The organism is Stenotrophomonas sp. PD6 (assembly GCF_049199305.1).
GTDB lineage: Bacteria > Pseudomonadota > Gammaproteobacteria > Xanthomonadales > Xanthomonadaceae > Stenotrophomonas.
This window is the reverse complement of record NZ_JBLZQD010000018.1, coordinates 43,729-60,427: the sequence shown is the minus strand read 5'-3', so window position 1 is coordinate 60,427 and position 16,699 is coordinate 43,729. Positions and strand designations below refer to the sequence as shown.

The window sequence follows — 16,699 nt, the reverse complement described above, 5'->3', positions numbered from 1 at the left end:
GTCGTTTCGTTCGCCCTCTCATAGCCGGTAGCCAATGAGCCTGCACCCCAAACTACACGCCATCACCGAGCGCATCGTCCAGCGCAGCGCCGCGTCGCGCGCCGCCTACCTGGCCGGTATCGACGCCGCCCTGCGCGATGGCCCGTTCCGTTCGCGCCTGAGCTGCGGCAATCTCGCGCACGGCTTCGCCGCCTGCGGCCCGACCGACAAGAGCCGCCTGCGCGGCGGGGTCACGCCGAACCTGGGCATCATCACGGCGTACAACGACATGCTGTCGGCGCACCAGCCGTTCGAGCACTACCCGGAGATCCTGCGCGAGACGGCGCGTTCGCTCGGTGCCACCGCACAGGTGGCGGGCGGCGTGCCGGCGATGTGCGACGGCGTCACGCAGGGCCGCGGCGGGATGGAGCTGTCGCTGTTCTCGCGCGATGTGATCGCGCAGTCGACGGCGATCGGGCTCAGCCACGATATGTTCGACAGCACGGTGTACCTGGGCGTGTGCGACAAGATCGTGCCGGGGCTGTTGATCGGCGCGCTGGCATTCGGCCACCTGCCGGCGATCTTCCTGCCGGCCGGGCCGATGACGCCGGGCATTCCGAACAAGCAGAAGGCCGAGGTGCGCGAGCGCTATGCGGCGGGCCAGGCCACGCGCGAGGAGCTGCTGGAGGCCGAATCGGCCTCGTACCACGGCGCGGGCACGTGCACGTTCTACGGCACGGCGAATTCGAACCAGACGCTGCTGGAGGCGATGGGCGTGCAGCTGCCGGGCGCGTCGTTCGTGAATCCGGATACGCCGCTGCGCGACGCGCTGACGCGGCAGGCGGCGGTGCGTGCGCTGGAGATCTGCGCGCTGGGCGACGATTTCCGGCCGCTGGGCCGGTTGATCGACGAACGCGCGATCGTCAATGCAGTGGTGACGTTGATGGCAACCGGTGGCTCGACCAACCACACGATCCACTGGATCGCGGTGGCGCGGGCGGCCGGCATTGTGTTGACGTGGGACGATATGGACCAGCTGTCGCAGCTGGTGCCGCTGCTGGCGCGCGTGTACCCGAACGGGGAAGCGGACGTGAACCGCTTCGCGGCGGCCGGCGGCACGGCGTTCGTGTTCCGTGAGCTGATGGACGCGGGGCTGATGCACGCGGACGTGGTGACGGTGGCCGAAGGCGGTATGCGCCAGTACACGCAGGATCCGGCGCTGCGCGACGGCACGCTGACGTGGATCGACGGGATCGCGGAAAGCGCGGACCGCGAGGTGGTGCGCGGGGTGTCGGAACCGTTCGAGGCACAGGGCGGGCTGCGGCTGCTGCGCGGCAATCTGGGCCGTTCGCTGATCAAGCTGTCGGCGGTGAAGCCGCAGTACCGCACGATCGAGGCACCGGCGGTGGTGGTGGACGCGCCGCAGGTGTTGAACAAGCTGCACGCGGCCGGCATGCTGCCGCAGGATTTCGTGGCGGTGGTGCGCTACCAGGGGCCGCGTGCGAACGGAATGCCGGAGCTGCATTCGCTGGCGCCGTTGCTGGGCCTGCTGCAGAACCAGGGCCGACGCGTGGCACTGGTGACGGACGGTCGTCTGTCGGGCGCATCGGGCAAGTTCCCGGCGGCGATCCACATGACGCCGGAAGCATCGCGCGGCGGTCCGCTGGCGAAGCTGCGCGAAGGCGACATGATCCGTCTGGATGGCGAGGCCGGCACGCTGGAGGTGCTGGTGGATGCGGCGGAATGGGCAGCGCGCGAGCAGGCACCGAACACGGCGCCGGCCGGCCACGATCTGGGCCGCAATCTGTTCGCGATGAACCGCCGTCTGGTGGGTCCGGCCGACCAGGGCGCGATTTCGATCTCGTGCGGCCCGGCGGCCGACGACGGCGACATGTGGAATTACGACGCGGAGTACGAGCTGGGTCACGACGCCGATGCAGCGCTTGCGCCGCATGAGGCCAAGGACGCCTGACTTGTTTCAAAGCGGTGGAGCGGCAAAGCGGCGGTGAGGTTTCCTGGTGGAGGTAGCGGCTCACCCCCCTTCGGGACACGCCGTGAACCCATCCATGGGGGCTCGTAGAAAACATCCATGTTTTCTACGGTCCCGAAGGGGGGTAAGCCGCCACCTCTCGACACAATGCGGCGCCTTGTTGGCGTCGGCGAGTTTGGTCGAGCCGGCCGTTGGCCGGCATCACGACAGAACGCGGCGCCTCCCTGGCGTCGACCGGTAGCGCCGGCCGTTGGCCGGCCCTCGGAACCACTGATCGATCAGCGGTTCCGATCAAACAGGAAGAGAAATTCATGAGCATTGCCGAATACCAGAAGCGCGCTGAAACCCTGCTGCATGCAGCCGGCATTCTGCCGGTGGTTACGGTGCATACCCTCGATCAGGCGCGCGCGGTCAGCGCGGCGCTGTTGGAGGGCGGGCTGCCGGCCATCGAGCTGACGCTGCGTACGCCGATTGCGATGGAAGCGCTGGCGATGCTGAAGCGCGAGCTGCCCGATGTGGTGGTGGGCGCGGGCACGGTGCTGACGGTGGAACAGATGCAGCAGTCGATCGATGCGGGCGCGGATTTCCTGGTGACACCGGGTACGCCGGCGCACATGGCCGATGCGCTGGCGGCGGCACCGCTGCCGGTGGTGCCGGGCGCGGCGTCGCCGACGGAGATGCTGGCGCTGTACGCGCGCGGGTTCCGGGTCTGCAAGCTGTTCCCGGCCTCGGCGGTCGGCGGGCTGGCGATGATCAAGGGGCTGGCCGGTCCGATTCCGGACCTGAAGCTGTGCCCGACCGGCGGCATCACGGAAACGACGGCGGCCGAATACCTGGAGCAGAAGAACGTGGTCTGCATCGGCGGTTCGTGGATGGTGCCCAACAACTGGATCGAGAACGGCCAGTGGGACAAGGTGCGCGAGAGCGCGGCGGATGCCGCCAAGATCGTCGCACGGGTTCGGTCGCGCTGAGCGACCGGACACCGCGTAGCCACGCATGGCGTGGCTCTACCGGTTACATCGGCCGCGCAGGATCCACCAACCCATATTGGCTCGCCATGCGCGCCAAGGCGATGTTGTCGTGGATCCCCATCTTCTCGAACAGGCGCGCCTTGTGGGTGTTGACGGTCTTGGCGCTCAAACTCAGGCGCTTGGCGATGTCTTCCTGGCGCAGGCCCTGGGTAAGCAGCAGGGCCACTTCCAGTTCGCGCGGGGACAGGCTGTCGAACGGCGACTGGCTGCCTTCGACATTGGACAGGGCCAGGTTCTGGGCAATGCTGCTACCGAGATAACGCCGGCCCAGCGCGGCATCGCGCACGGCGCGCAGCAGCTCCTGCGCATCGCAGGCCTTGCCGATATAGCCGGAGGCGCCGGCTTCGAGCAGGCGTTTGGGCATGGGGCCGTCTTCGAGGACGGAAACGATCACCACGCGGGTGCCGTGGTCGCCGCGCACGACGCGCTCGGTGACTTCCATACCGCTCACACCCGGCAGATGCAGGTCGCACAGCACCACGTCCGGCCGCAACTGGCGGATCTCGGGCAATGCGTCTTCGCCGGATTCGGCCTCACCGACCACCTCGATGTCCGTCTCGTTGGACAGGATCATCTTCATGCCGGTTCGCACCAGCGCGTGGTCGTCCACCAGATACACTCGAATCGTCATCCACGCACCTCTTCCAAACGCTGCAAACGGGGGCAAGCCTAGCCGCGGGGTACTGCGTAAACAAGGATGATTGCACCTTGTCGGCGCGTTCTGGTCCCCCCATCACACGCGTTCAGGATTACCCCAACCCTGAGCCTTTCACCCCAAGCCGTATCGGTTTATTGAACCTATCGCGGTCCGCGGAAACCCCTGCCGCTTCCGGCCTGTTTCCCTGTCGGCCGGTCTCAGTGACGACTGCGCCAGGGTTGGAGGCGCCGGAACATCACCAGGAAGCACCCTACCACCCAAACCAGCGCGGCACACCATCCGGCCAGGATGTCGGAGGGGTAATGCACCCCGAGGTAGATGCGCGACAGGCTGACCGAACCGGCAAACAGCACCCCGAATGCCACGGCGGGCCAGCGCCAGCGGGTGTTCCAGGCCAGCAGGACGATGACGGCGGCCAGGGTCATGGAGCCCATGGCGTGGCCGCTGGGGAAACTGTAGGTGCTTTCCGGGGCGATCGACTCCCACAGGGTCGGCCGGTCGCGCTGGAAGAACTGCTTGCTGCCCAGGTTGAGCAGGGCCGAACCGGCGAAACTGATGCCGGCGAAGCTGGCCTCGCGCCAGCGGCGGCGCAGCAGCAGAACCGCCACGATCAGGATGTCGGCCGGGATCACGCCCCATTGGTAGCCGATCTTGGAGATGAGCACGAAGGCCGCATCCAGGCTGGGCCGGGCCACGGCATGCATTTTCAGCAGAAGAGGTGCGTCGAAATAGAACGCCTCCAGCTCGTGGACTTCGTCGGCCAGGGCCACGAAGCCGGCCAGCGGCAGCAGCACGCCGGCAAACAGCAGCACGAAGCGCCAGGCGTTGCCGGCCATCCAGTGGCGGAAACCGGCGGCGGGTTCCCGTGCGCCCAGCGCCGTTGGCTTATCCAACGCTTCGGACATACTTGCGTTCGACGTAATCGTCGATCAGCGCCACGAATTCCTGGGCGATGTTGTCGCCGCGCAGGGTGACCGTCTTCTCGCCATCGACGAACACCGGCGCGGCCGGCGTTTCACCCGTGCCAGGCAGCGAGATGCCGATATTGGCGTGGCGCGACTCGCCCGGCCCGTTGACGATGCAACCCATCACCGCCAGCGTCATGTTCTCCGCGCCGGGATGGCTCACCTTCCATTCCGGCATCTTCCCGCGCACGTGGTTCTGCACGACCTTGGCCAGCTCCTGGAAGAACTCGGAGGTGGTGCGGCCGCAGCCCGGGCACGCGGTGACCAGCGGAGTAAAGGCACGCTGGCCGGTGGTCTGAAGCAGTTCCTGGGCGACGATGACTTCCTGCGTTCGCGACTGCCCCGGTTCGGGGGTCAGCGAGATGCGGATGGTGTCGCCGATACCTTCCTGCAGCAGCACCGCCAGCGCCGCCGAAGAGGCGACGATGCCCTTGCTGCCGATGCCGGCCTCGGTCAGGCCCAGGTGCAGGGCGAAGTCTGAGCGCTGGGCCAGGTCGCGGTACACCGCGATCAGCTCCTGCACGCCACTGACCTTGGCCGACAACACGATGCGATCGCGCGGCAGGCCGAGTTCGACGGCGGTGTGGGCCGAATCCAGCGCCGAGCGGATCAGCGCCTCGCGCAGCACCCGGCCGGCGTCCCACGGGGTGGCGCGCTGGCTGTTCTCGTCCATCAGGCGCGCGGCCAGCGACTGGTCGAGCGAGCCCCAGTTGGCGCCGATGCGCACCGGCTTGTCGTAGCGGATCGCGAACTCGATCAGCTGGGCGAACTGGGTGTCCTTCTTCTTGCCGAAGCCCACGTTGCCGGGGTTGATCCGGTACTTGGCCAGCGCCTCGGCGCAGGCCGGTTCCTGGGTCAGCAACTGGTGGCCGTTGTAGTGGAAATCGCCGATCAGGGGGACGTCGATCCCCATCATCTGCAGCTTCTCCACAATGCGCGGAATGGCCGCGGCCGATTCGGGGTTGTTGACGGTCAGGCGCACCATTTCCGACCCCGCCCGCCACAGCTCGGCGACCTGCTTCACGCTGGACGCCACGTCGGCGGTGTCGGTGTTGGTCATCGACTGGACGACCACGGGCTTGCCCCCGCCGACCACCACGCCGCCGATAAGGACGGATTGGGTCTGGCGGCGGGCCCACACGGTGGTGTCGGACGGTTGGGTAGGTTGGCTGACGGCGTCGTGCATGCGGGCATTTTAACGCGCGGCGGGCACGGACGCGCGCGGTTTCGGGTCGACGCGCGGGTGCGGAGGACCGCCATTCACGCGATGCGGCCGATTGTCGCAGGCGGGCAGCCGCGCGAGCGCATACGATGGGCGTGATGACCGGCCAAGACGCTCCCTTCCTCCGCACCCTGTGCAGCCTGCGCTGGCTGGCCGTGGCCGGCCAGGCCGCCACCATCCTGGTCGCCACCTCGGTGCTGGGGCTGGAACTGTCGCCGCTGCCGCTGTGGGCGGGGGTGGCCGCACTGGCCCTGTTCAACCTGTACGTACAGCTGCGCGTGCACGACGCCGACACCGCGCCGGTGACCGCGTTCGGGCACATCCTGGTCGACGTCACCGTGCTGACCTGGATGGTCGCCTGGAGCGGCGGGGTGGCCAACCCGTTCGGCTCGCTGTTCCTGATCCTGATCGCGCTGGCCGCGCTGGCGCTGCCGCTGCGCTGGACGCTGGCCGTGGCCGCGGCCTGCCTGATCGGCTACGCGGTCAGCGGCATCTTCGGCCTGCCCCTGCCCGCCGGTTATTTCACGGCAATGCAGATGCACCAGTGGGGCGTGGTCTGCAACTTCCTGCTGTCGGCCACGGTGGTGCTGGTGTTCGCCACCCGGCTGGCCATGGCACTGCGCAGGCGCGAACACGAACTGTCGCTGCTGCGCGAGCGCTTCGTGCGCAACGAGGGCATCGTCGCGCTGGCCACCCACGCCGCCTCGGTGGCGCACGAACTCAATACCCCGCTGGCGACCATGACGCTGCTCGCCGACGACATCGCCGACCAGACCGAAAGCCCTGAACTGCGCGACGACGTGGACACGCTGCGCGAACTGCTGGTGCAGTGCCGCGAACGCGTGCTGGCGCTGGCGCGGCCCGCGTCGGGCCAGCTGCGCGGACGCGATTCGGTGACCCTGCCGCAGGTACTGGAGCAGTGGCGGCTGGTGCGCCCGACCATCACCCTCAAGCGCAATGACGACGCGCCATTGCAGCTGCCGCTCGATCCCGGCATTGGCCACCTGCTGATGGTGCTGCTCAACAATGCCGCCGATGCCGGCGAGCAGGCCGAGCGGCCGCAGGTTGACCTGACCCTGCGCATCGAGGGCAGCGACCTGATCGGCGAAGTGCGCGATTACGGCCGTGGCTTCGACGCCCGCGAGGCGGTCCTGCCCGGCACCCTGTTCAACAGCGGCAAGACGCAGGGCATGGGCGTCGGCCTGGCCCTGTCCCACGCCACCATCGAGCGCCTGGACGGCGAGTTGTGGATGCGCCCGGCCAACGGTGCCGGCACCCGCGTCGGCTTCCGCCTGCCCCTGGCCTCATCGGAGAACCCCGCATGACCACCCCCACCCTCCCCGCTGCCAGCCACGGCCTGCTGGTCGACGACGACGAACTGTACCTGCGCACGCTGCAGCGCAGCCTCGCCCGCAAGGGCCTGGAGACGGTGACTGCCAGCGACATCGCCTCGGCCCTGATGCTGGCCCGCCAGCAGCCGCCGGCGTATGCGCTGATCGACCTGAAGCTGGGTTCCGAATCGGGCCTGGCGCTGATCCAACCGCTGCGTGCGCTGCGCGAGGACATGCGCATCCTGCTGGTAACCGGCTACGCCAGCATCGCCACGGCGGTGGAGGCGATCAAGCTGGGTGCCGACGATTACCTGCCCAAGCCGGCCACGGTGCCGATGATCCTGCGTGCGCTGGGCGAGGAAGACGACGGCCCGGCTGACGACGGCGACATGGAGCCGCCGGACTCCATGACCCCGATCAGCCGCCTGCAGTGGGAACACATCCAGCAGGCCATGCACGAGACCGGCGGCAACGTCTCGGCGGCCGCGCGCCTGCTGGGCATGCACCGACGTTCGTTGCAGCGGAAGTTGGCGAAGCGCCCGAGTCCAGAAAGAGATCCGTCGCGCGACGGGCGATAAAGCCGACGGGGTAACGCGACAGGCGCGACGAGCGCGACGGGGTAGAGCGGACTGTTAGTCCGCTGCTCTCCGGGCAGACGCCGGCACCGCGCGAACGGCAGCGGACTAACAGTCCGCTCTACCCAGTCGCATTGACGGCCGTCGCGTTGACGGCCGCCCCATGGCGCTCAGCCCTTAAAACGCCCCAACAACTCCAGCGTTACCGGATCGGTGATCGCATGCGCCTCGCCCTGCAGCGCCGGCAACAGCTGGCTGGCCAACTGCTTGCCCAGCTCCACGCCGAACTGGTCGAAGGCGTTGATATTCCAGATGATCGACTGCACGTACACGGCGTGTTCGTACATGGCGATCAGCGCGCCCAGCGACTGCGGGGTCAAGGCGTCGAGCAGGATCATCGTGCTCGGTCGGCCGCCCGGATACTCGCGGTGCGGGTCGTCGCTGCCCTGGCCGTTGGCCAGCGCCTCTGTCTGCGCCAGCAGGTTGGCCATCAGGGCCTGGTGGTTGACCACGTAAGGATCATCGTTGTGCACGCAGCCGATGAAATCGGCCGGGATCACGCTGGTGCCCTGGTGCAGTGCCTGGAAGAAGCTGTGCTGCACGTCGGTGCCCGCCCCGCCCCACCACACCGGCACGGTGTCGCTGTCGACCGGGCTGCCGTCGAGCTGCACGCGCTTGCCCAGGCTTTCCATGACCAGCTGCTGCAGGTAGGCCGGCAACAGCGCCAGACGCTGGTCGTAGGTCATCACCGCGTGAGTGGCGTGGCCCAGCAGGTTGCGGTTCCAGATATCGGTCAGCGCGTGCAGCACCGGCAGGTTCTGGTCCAGCGGCGCGGTCAGCGCGTGCTCGTCCATCTGCGCGGCGCCGTCCAGCAGCTGCTCGAAGCGCTCGAAGCCGATGGCCAGCGCGATCGGGAAGCCGACCGCCGACCAAAGGGAATAGCGCCCGCCCACCCAGTCCCACATCGGCAGCACGCGGCCGGCGGCAATGGAGAACGCCTTGGCCGCCCGCTCGGGGTTGGCGCTGACCGCGTACAGGCGCTCGCTGCCGCCCAGCCAGTCATGCAGGATCTGCCCGTTGAGCAGGGTCTCCTGGGTGCCGAAGGTCTTGGAAATGAGGATGCCGGCGGTGGTGGCCGGATCCAGCATGGCCAGGGTGCGCTGCATGGCGGCGCCGTCCACGTTCGACACGAAATGCACGCGGAAGCGCGCGCCGCTCACCGGGCGCAGCGCATCGGCGACCAGGCGCGGACCGAGGTCCGAGCCGCCGATGCCGACGCTGACGATGTCGGTGACGTTGGTCTTCTCCAGCGCGGCCACCAGCTCGCCCATCTGGGCGCGCACCTGGGCGGCGGTGGCAAAGGCTTCGCCGGCCACCGGCGCGCCGCTGACATCGCCACGCAGCGCGGTGTGCAGGGCGGCGCGGCCTTCGGTGACGTTGACCGTCTCACCGCGGAACTGGCGCTGGAAGGCGCCGGCGACATCGCGCTCGGCGGCCAGCTGCAGCAGCGCATCCAACGCCGCGCGGTCGAGCTTCTGCCGCGCGAAGTTGGCATACAACGGACCGACCCGCAGCCCCAGCGATTGTGCGCGGCCCGGTTCGGCGGCGATCAGTGCGGGGATGCTCGCGCCACGCAGGCGCTGGGCATGGGAGTGGAGCGGGTCGAATCCGTTGTTCTGTGTCATGCGGCCTGGGTCGGGATGCTGTCGTTGGTGTGGGAAATCTGGTTGTTGCCGTCCACATATACCAACTTCGGGCGGAAGCTGTCAGCTTCTTCTTCGCTCATGCTGGCAAAGGCGGCAATGATGATGATGTCGCCCACCTGCACGTGACGCGCGGCGCCGCCGTTGAGCGAGACCACGCCGCTGCCGGCTTCGGCGCGAATGGCATAGGTCGAGAAGCGCGCACCGTTGGTGACGTCCCAGATGTGCACCTGCTCGAACTCACGGATGCCGGTAGCCAGCAGCAGGTTGTCATCGATGGCGATGGACCCTTCGTAGTTCAGCTCCGAATGGGTCACGGTGGCGCGGTGGATCTTGGTCTTGAGCAGGGAAAGGTGCATGGCACGCGACAACGGTAAAGGAAAGGGAAATTCTATCACCCGGGGACCCGGCGGCAGGTGCTGCTCCTGGACCGCTGCCGGCGGTTCAGGCAGGTGACGGGGTGTTGGGCCCCTGGTGCCCCCGGTTGATCGGTAGTCGATGGGTTCTGGTCGCCGGGCTTCGCACGGCTGCTGTTGGTTTTGGGCGAACAGCCCTTAGCCAGCGGTTTCCTGGATTTGGCGGGACGGTGCGGGTTTGCGGGGGACGCTGCAAGTACGTCCCTGTAAGCTCAGTCGCCGCATCCATGCGGCTCATGCCCCCGCAAACCAGCCCCGACCCGCCTTTGACAGTGTGCTGGTGGCCGCTGGAAGAGCCGGCCGACCGAGCGCGCCGCTGATCGTGCGCACTGTTGGTAGCGTTGATCGCCAGAAGACTGCCGTGAACCCATCAACGCCCGGTAACGCATGACCCGGCACGAAGAGGCCGTTGCCGATCAATGGACATGCCGAGGACCATGCAGCCACCCGCGCCCCGAGCAGCTACCGACATTCCAGTGCGAAACAGCCAAACCGTCAGTTACGCGTTGTGAGCTCGCCGCATGAGAAATCTAGCCGTTGACCTGAGCACCATCAGCCCAAGAGCGATAGAGACGATCACATTGAGAATGGTGATCCGACCTCCCGCCAGGACTATGGAGACGATCACCCAGATCGAGTAGAGAAACAAACATATGAATCCGATCATCCCGACCAGATCGGCAGTCCGCCCAGTAGCAATCGACTTCAACAACCCCATACCGCAGCCCTCCGTCCCTGTTTACCCAAACACGGCGATTTCAAGCACCCTCTGGATGGATGGCCTGAATCGTTTCGACCCCGTTCCGGCGACGCAAAAAAAACGCATACGGTTCATTTGAACCCCTGCTGTTCTGCACGCCCATCAAGCCTCGTACGGAATTGCATCAGCGCCGACTGACCGGCTGGCAGAGACAGGTCATAGGCGCCATACGGACCGTTGACCGCATGGAACACCCCGTTTCCGTCCGCGCGGAGAAACAGAAGCCGCGCCGTCTCCGGCGCGCAGGCGGCAGGGCTGAACTCCGGGGCGGCCTCCTCGCAGCGGAACCGGATCTCCGCCGGAACAGGGCCCTTTAGTACCTCCTGCACGTGAACCTTGGCGGTCACTGCCGAATCCCGACACTCCCCCGCTTCAATGCGAGCGCAACGGGAAACCTCACCCACGACACCGATGACGACCACATCCGAATCGGCCGCCTTGGCCGCCAGAGTAATCTTCTGAACTTCGTTGGCTGAACAATCCAGAGCCGCAATCAACAACGAAAGCAGCAGAACATGGCATCGGCACGCCTTCGCATCCATCGTTCATCGCTCCGTCCTGGGTCATTCCCGTGACTCAAGCGCGAACATAGCGCACACGGACTGCGTCTGGAAGTGAGCCGGGCGACCGCTGGCCCGACCGCCGAAATGCACAAGGGCGCCTTCCGGCGCCCTTGTGCATACGGCCATGTACCTGGAAATCAGAACTCGAGGTTGTCGATCAGGCGGGTGCTGCCAATGCGTGCGGCGATCAGGGCGACGCGGTTGCCGTCTTCGCTGTCTGCCGGCTCGGACAGGTCCGGTTTGCGCACCACGGCGTAGTCGACCTGGAAGCCGGCGGCCTGCAGGGCGGCGGCGGCATCGGCCTCGATCAGGCTGCGGCTCTTGCCCGCGATGAAGCCCTCGCGCATGCCCAGCAGGACCTGGTGGATGGTGGTCGAGACCTGGCGCTGCTCGCCGTTGAGGTACTGGTTGCGCGAGCTCATGGCCAGGCCGTCGGTCTCGCGCACGATGTCGCCGCCCACGATCTGGATCGGGAAGGCCAGGTCTTCCACCATCTGGCGGATCACCGCCAGCTGCTGGTAGTCCTTCTTGCCGAACGCGGCCACGTCCGGCTGGACCTGGTTGAACAGCCGCGAGACCACGGTGCAGACGCCATCGAAGTGGCCCGGGCGGTGCGCGCCTTCCAGCAAGCCGCTGATACCGGGCACGTTGACGCTGGCGGCCAGCGCCACGCCGAACGGGTACATCGATTCAACGGTGGGCAGCCACAGCACGTCACAGCCGGCCTGCTCCAGCCCGGAGGTGTCGGCCTCGGGCGTGCGCGGGTAACGGGTGAAGTCTTCGTTGGGGCCGAACTGGGTCGGATTGACGAACACGCTGGAGACCACGCGGTCGGCGTACTGCCGGGCCAGCGTGACCAGCGAGTAGTGGCCGGCGTGCAGGTTGCCCATGGTGGGAACCAGCGCAACGCGCAGGCCCTCGCGCTTCCAGCCGTTGACGACGGCGCGCAGGCGGGACAGTTCGGTGACGGTATCGATCATGAGGCGTAGGCGTGTTCTGCGTCGGGGAAGGAGCCGTCGCGCACCGCGTCGGCGTAGGCACGGACGGCGCCGGCAACCGACCCGCCTTCGGCAAGGAAATCCTTGACGAACTTGGGACGGCGGTGGCCGCTGTCCAGGCCGAGGAAATCATGCAGCACCAGCACCTGGCCATCGCAGTGCGGACCGGCGCCGATCCCGATCGTGGGCGCCGACACAGCAGCAGTGACCTCAGCGGCCACCGGCGTGGGCAGGCATTCGAGCACGATCATGCTGGCGCCCGCCTCGACCACGGCCTTGGCGTCTTCAACCAGCTGGCGGGCGGCATCGCCCCTGCCCTGCACGCGGTAACCGCCCAGGCGCAGCACCGACTGCGGGGTCAGGCCCAGGTGCGAGCACACCGGAATCTCGCGCTCGACCAGGTAACGGATCACGTCCAGCTTGAAGCCGGCACCCTCGATCTTGACCATCTCCGCGCCGGCCTGCAGCAGGCGCAGCGAGGCGTCCAGCGCGCGCTCGGGGGTGGCGTCGGCGCCGAACGGCAGGTCGGCGATAAGCAGCGCACGCTGCAGCACGCGGGCCACGGCGCGGGTGTGATAGACCATGTCGTCGGTGGTCACCGGCAGGGTCGAGTCATGGCCCTGCACCACCATGCCCAGCGAATCGCCGATCAGGATCAGGTCGACGCCGTTGGCGTCGAACGCACGCGCGAAGCCGGCGTCGTAGGCGGTCAGCATGACCAGCTTCTGGCCGTTGCGCTTGGCCTCGGCCAGTGCGGGGACGGTCCAGGGCTTGCTGTCTGCGTGGGTACTCATGAGCTGATAACCGGTGGCGATAAGCCCCGCATTATCCTCCTATTGGCGCGATCCCGCAGGCCTCGATACGCATCGCAGCGTCCCGCACGCGGCCCTGGCCCGGAATCATCGCCTCCGGGGCGATCTCGGCCAGCGGCAGCAGCGCGAACGCGCGCTCGTGCAGATAGGGGTGCGGCACCTTCAGCTGCGGCAGGTCGATCACCGCCTCGCCGTACAGCAGCAGGTCCAGGTCCAGGGTGCGCGGGCCCCAATGCACGGCGGCATCACGGACCCTGCCGAAGTCGCGCTCGATGCCAAGCAGGGCCTCGAGCAGCGCCGGCGCGTCCAGCCCGGTGTCGAGCAGCGCGGCGGCATTGACGAACGCCGGCTGGTCCTCGTTGCCCCAGGCCGGGGTGCTGTACAGCTGCGAGCGCGCCCGCAGCGTGGTGTGCGGCAGCGCGGCCATCGCCGCGAACGCGGCGCGCAGGGTCTGCGCGGCCTCGCCCAGGTTGGCGCCCAGTCCGATACAGGCCAGGGTCACGGCTTACTCGCCTGCGGCGCCACCGGGACGACGACGGCGGCGACGGCGCTTGCGCGGTGCCCCGTTCTCGTCCAGCTCACCGTCGACCTGCACCGCATCCAGGGTCGAGTCCAGCTCGGCGCCGGACTGCAGCTGGGCCTCGCGCCAGAACTCCACGTCGGCCTGGTGCTCGCTGGACGCGACCTGGCGCAGGACCAGGAAGTCGTAGGCGGCGCGGAAGCGCGGGTGGGTCAGCGTACGGATCACGCGCTTGCGCTGGCGCGAGCTGAAGCGCCCCTGCAGCAGCCAGATTTCCTGCATCGGCAGCGAGAACCGGCGCGGCAGCGCGATGGTGGTCAGCTGGTGCAGGGTCACGCGGTCGGCGGCGCGACGCTGCGCTTCTTCCAGCGCCACGCCCTGCTTCTGCAGGGTGGCCAGCGCGCGGCAGAACGCCGGCCACAGCAGCAGCGCGAACAGGAACGAGGGCGACACCGGTTCGTCGTTGGCCACGCGCAGGTCGGTGTTGTGCAGCCCTTCGATCACCATGCGGCGCAGGGCGCCACTGCGGTTGCTGCGCAGCGCGGCGGCACTCTCGGGGAACATCACATCGAGCAGGCCGTAACGCTCCAGGCCTTCGAAGCTGGCCACGCCGTGACCGGACAGGAACAGTTTGAGGACTTCTTCGAACAGGCGTGCGGGTGCGGCATCGGCCAGCAGGCCCGCCAGGCGCGGCAGCGGCTCGGCGCTGGCCTCGTCGATCTGGAAGCCGAGCTTGGCGGCCAGGCGCACCGCGCGCAGCATGCGCACCGGATCTTCCTGGTAGCGCTTTTCCGGGTCGCCGATGAGCTTCATCAGGCGCGCCTGCACGTCTTCGAAACCGCCGGTGTAGTCACGCACCGAGAAGTCCTCGATGGCGTAGTACAGCGCGTTGCAGGTGAAGTCACGGCGGACCGCGTCGTCTTCGATGGTGCCGTACACGTTGTCGCGCACCAGCATGCCGTTGTCCATCTCGCGGTCGCCGCTGCCGTCATCGACGTTGGCGCGGAAGGTGGCCACTTCGATGATCTCGCGGCCGAACACCACGTGCGCGAGGCGGAACCGGCGCCCGATCAGGCGGCAGTTGCGGAACAGCGACTTGACCTGTTCCGGCGTGGCGTCGGTGGCCACGTCGAAATCCTTGGGGTTGCCGCCGACCAGCAGGTCGCGCACGGCGCCGCCGACCAGATAGCCAGAGAAACCCGAGTCGCGCAGCCGGTACAGCACGCGCAGGGCGTTGGGGCTGATGTCCTTGCGGGAGATGGTGTGCTGGTCGCGGGGGATCACGCGCAGGCTGAACGGTGATGTAGCGGAGGAATTGATGTTGGCGCTTCCGGTTGAAGTTTCGGGATTGCCCAATGGCATCGAGGTCCATATACTAGCGCGCTGCGCAGTTCGCGACAAAGCCTGCTCCCTTCGTCTAGAGGTTAGGACGTGGCCCTCTCAAGGCTAAAACAGGGGTTCGAGTCCCCTAGGGAGCACCAGTCGCGGCGCAGACCCAACAAAAACCCCGCTCTGGCGGGGTTTTTTGTTGGCCGGCCTCACCCCTCCATCTGCTCCAGCTCCCTGCCCTTGGTCTCGTGCACATAGCGCAGCACGAAGAAGATCGAGGCCACCGCCGCCACCGTATAGATGCCGTAGGCGCCGGCCAGGCCGATGCTGCCCAGCAGGATCGGGAAGGTGACCGTGATGGCGAAGTTGGACATCCACTGCGCCGCACCGGCCACCGCCAGGCCCGAGCCGCGGATCTGGTTGGGGAACATCTCGCCCAGCATCACCCACATCACCGGGCCCCAGGACATGTTGAAGAAGATCACGTAGACGTTGGCCGCCACCAGCGCCAGCATGCCCATGCGATCGCTCAGCTGCAGCTTCCCGGCCGCGTCCAGCGAGCCACTGGCGAAGGCGATGGTCACCAGCGCCAGGGACACCGCCATGCCCACCGAACCCACCCACAGCAGCGGTTTGCGCCCGATGCGGTCGATCAGCACCACGGTGACCAGGCAGGCGCCGATGCTCAACGCGCCGGACAGCACATTGATCAGCAGGGCGTCGTTCTCGGAGAAGCCCACCGCCTGCCACAGTACCGCGCCGTAATAGAAGACCACATTGATGCCGACCAGCTGCTGGAACATCGCCAGCCCGATCCCGACCCATACGATCGGGCGCAGCTTGCCGGTGACCTTGCTGATCAGGTCGGAGAACCTCGGCCGGTGCTGGTCCTGGGCCAGCGAGCCTTCGATCTCGCCGACCTTCGCCTGCGCCTCGGCGGGTCCGTACAGCCGGGTCAGCACCGCCAGCGCCTGCTCGCGGCGCCCCTTCACCACCAGGTAGCGCGGGCTTTCCGGAATCACCAGCAGCAGTACCAGGAACACGGCCGACGGAATGGCCTGCATCCAGAACATCCAGCGCCACGCGGCCTGGCCCAGCCACAGCACCTCGGTCGAGGCACCCGCGGCGCGGGCCAGCAGGAAGTTGCTCAGGAATGCGCAGAACAGGCCGCTGATGATGGCGATCTGCTGCACCGTGGCCAGCCGCCCGCGATAGCGCGCCGAGGCCACTTCGGCGATATAGGCCGGCGACATCACACTGGCCGCGCCGACCGCGAAGCCGCCGACCACCCGCGCGATCACGAACGCGAGCGAGCTGTGCGCCGACCCCGCCCCCAACGCCGAGAGCAGGAACATCAGCGCGGCGATGATCAGCACCCCGCGCCGGCCGAGCCGGTCACCGAGCCAGCCGGCGGCAAACGCGCCGACCGCGCAGCCCAGCAACATCGAGGCCACTTCGAAGCCGATCCCGGCCGCGCTGGACTGGAAGGTCTGCTTGAGACCGTCGACGGTGCCGTTGATGACGCCGCTGTCGAAGCCGAACAGGAAGCCGCCGATGGTGGCGACGCAGCTGATCAGCACAATGAAGGACGTGTTCTCGCCGCGGGCGGCGTTGGCTGCAAGTGTGGTGGACATGAAGGGTCCTGGCAGGAGTGGGACAGCGACGGCTCAGCGCAGCGGGTACTCGTTCAGCAGGTTCTCACACGGCCACGCCCGCGCACAAAGGCCTGCGGGGCCCGGTCTGCCTAGCTCCTGCCCCACCGGCTGTCTACCGGTAGGCACCGGCATCTAACCCCACGGACCGGCTCCGGCGCATCGTGCACTGCGACAAAGGCGCAACTGTTCTAG

At 67.6% G+C, this 16,699-nt stretch carries 15 protein-coding genes and 1 tRNA gene; 5 read left to right on the top strand and 11 right to left on the bottom strand.

The window, feature by feature from the left end:
• Positions 1 to 34 precede the first annotated feature (34 nt).
• The gene (edd, locus tag ACOZHM_RS18665; RefSeq protein ID WP_421570791.1) at positions 35 to 1,951 is read left to right on the top strand and encodes a phosphogluconate dehydratase; all 1,917 of its coding nucleotides are present in this window, start codon (positions 35 to 37) and stop codon (positions 1,949 to 1,951) included.
• Positions 1,952 to 2,280: 329 nt separating this feature from the next.
• Entirely contained in the window at positions 2,281 to 2,940 is a 660-nt protein-coding gene (locus ACOZHM_RS18660) for a bifunctional 4-hydroxy-2-oxoglutarate aldolase/2-dehydro-3-deoxy-phosphogluconate aldolase (RefSeq protein ID WP_421570790.1), read from the top strand.
• Positions 2,941 to 2,983: 43 nt separating this feature from the next.
• Here the strand turns inward: ACOZHM_RS18660 and ACOZHM_RS18655 are convergent, their stop codons facing one another.
• The 3 genes from ACOZHM_RS18655 to ispG form a co-directional block, all read right to left on the bottom strand.
• Positions 2,984 to 3,631, bottom strand: a complete 648-nt coding sequence (locus ACOZHM_RS18655) for a response regulator (protein WP_421570788.1) — start codon at positions 3,629 to 3,631, stop codon at positions 2,984 to 2,986.
• 224 nt (positions 3,632 to 3,855) lie between these two features.
• Positions 3,856 to 4,563 (bottom strand): phosphatase PAP2 family protein, encoded by a 708-nt coding sequence (locus ACOZHM_RS18650; RefSeq protein ID WP_421570786.1) that lies wholly within the window; start codon positions 4,561 to 4,563, stop codon positions 3,856 to 3,858.
• Positions 4,544 to 5,809 (bottom strand): flavodoxin-dependent (E)-4-hydroxy-3-methylbut-2-enyl-diphosphate synthase, encoded by a 1,266-nt coding sequence (gene ispG, locus ACOZHM_RS18645; protein WP_421570785.1) that lies wholly within the window; start codon positions 5,807 to 5,809, stop codon positions 4,544 to 4,546. Before ispG ends, ACOZHM_RS18650 begins: the two co-directional genes overlap by 20 nt.
• Positions 5,810 to 5,943: 134 nt before the next feature.
• Between ispG and ACOZHM_RS18640 the strand changes: the two genes are divergently transcribed.
• Positions 5,944 to 7,170, top strand: coding sequence for a sensor histidine kinase (locus ACOZHM_RS18640; protein ID WP_421570784.1), 1,227 nt, complete (start codon positions 5,944 to 5,946; stop codon positions 7,168 to 7,170).
• Positions 7,167 to 7,754: a response regulator transcription factor gene (locus ACOZHM_RS18635; RefSeq protein WP_421570783.1), complete on the top strand. Its 588-nt coding sequence runs from the start codon at positions 7,167 to 7,169 to the stop codon at positions 7,752 to 7,754. The genes ACOZHM_RS18640 and ACOZHM_RS18635 overlap by 4 nt, the downstream gene beginning before the upstream one ends.
• Before the next feature lie 167 nt (positions 7,755 to 7,921).
• On the opposite strand, the gene pgi is transcribed toward ACOZHM_RS18635, so the two are convergent.
• From pgi to pcnB, 7 genes are all read right to left on the bottom strand, one after another.
• Complete coding sequence (pgi, locus tag ACOZHM_RS18630) at positions 7,922 to 9,436, bottom strand: glucose-6-phosphate isomerase (protein WP_421570782.1); 1,515 nt, start codon at positions 9,434 to 9,436, stop codon at positions 7,922 to 7,924.
• Positions 9,433 to 9,813 (bottom strand): aspartate 1-decarboxylase, encoded by a 381-nt coding sequence (gene panD, locus ACOZHM_RS18625; RefSeq protein ID WP_068850963.1) that lies wholly within the window; start codon positions 9,811 to 9,813, stop codon positions 9,433 to 9,435. The genes pgi and panD overlap by 4 nt, the downstream gene beginning before the upstream one ends.
• A gap of 888 nt (positions 9,814 to 10,701) precedes the next feature.
• The gene (locus ACOZHM_RS18620; RefSeq protein ID WP_421570781.1) at positions 10,702 to 11,172 is read right to left on the bottom strand and encodes a hypothetical protein; all 471 of its coding nucleotides are present in this window, start codon (positions 11,170 to 11,172) and stop codon (positions 10,702 to 10,704) included.
• A gap of 158 nt (positions 11,173 to 11,330) precedes the next feature.
• Positions 11,331 to 12,173, bottom strand: coding sequence for a pantoate--beta-alanine ligase (panC, locus tag ACOZHM_RS18615; RefSeq protein ID WP_421570780.1), 843 nt, complete (start codon positions 12,171 to 12,173; stop codon positions 11,331 to 11,333).
• The gene (panB, locus tag ACOZHM_RS18610; protein ID WP_421570779.1) at positions 12,170 to 12,985 is read right to left on the bottom strand and encodes a 3-methyl-2-oxobutanoate hydroxymethyltransferase; all 816 of its coding nucleotides are present in this window, start codon (positions 12,983 to 12,985) and stop codon (positions 12,170 to 12,172) included. Before panB ends, panC begins: the two co-directional genes overlap by 4 nt.
• 31 nt (positions 12,986 to 13,016) lie before the next feature.
• Entirely contained in the window at positions 13,017 to 13,505 is a 489-nt protein-coding gene (gene folK / locus ACOZHM_RS18605) for a 2-amino-4-hydroxy-6-hydroxymethyldihydropteridine diphosphokinase (protein ID WP_421570778.1), read from the bottom strand.
• A 3-nt stretch (positions 13,506 to 13,508) separates the two neighbouring features.
• Positions 13,509 to 14,879 carry a polynucleotide adenylyltransferase PcnB gene (gene pcnB, locus ACOZHM_RS18600; RefSeq protein ID WP_421570824.1) on the bottom strand — a complete coding sequence of 457 codons (1,371 nt, stop codon included), beginning with the start codon at positions 14,877 to 14,879 and terminating at the stop codon, positions 13,509 to 13,511.
• 50 nt (positions 14,880 to 14,929) lie between these two features.
• On the opposite strand from pcnB, the gene ACOZHM_RS18595 reads away from it, so the two are divergent.
• A tRNA-Glu gene (locus ACOZHM_RS18595) sits at positions 14,930 to 15,004 on the top strand.
• Positions 15,005 to 15,061: 57 nt separating this feature from the next.
• Here the strand turns inward: ACOZHM_RS18595 and ACOZHM_RS18590 are convergent.
• Entirely contained in the window at positions 15,062 to 16,486 is a 1,425-nt protein-coding gene (locus ACOZHM_RS18590; protein ID WP_421570777.1) for a sugar porter family MFS transporter, read from the bottom strand.
• Between the last annotated feature and the right edge of the window lie 213 nt (positions 16,487 to 16,699).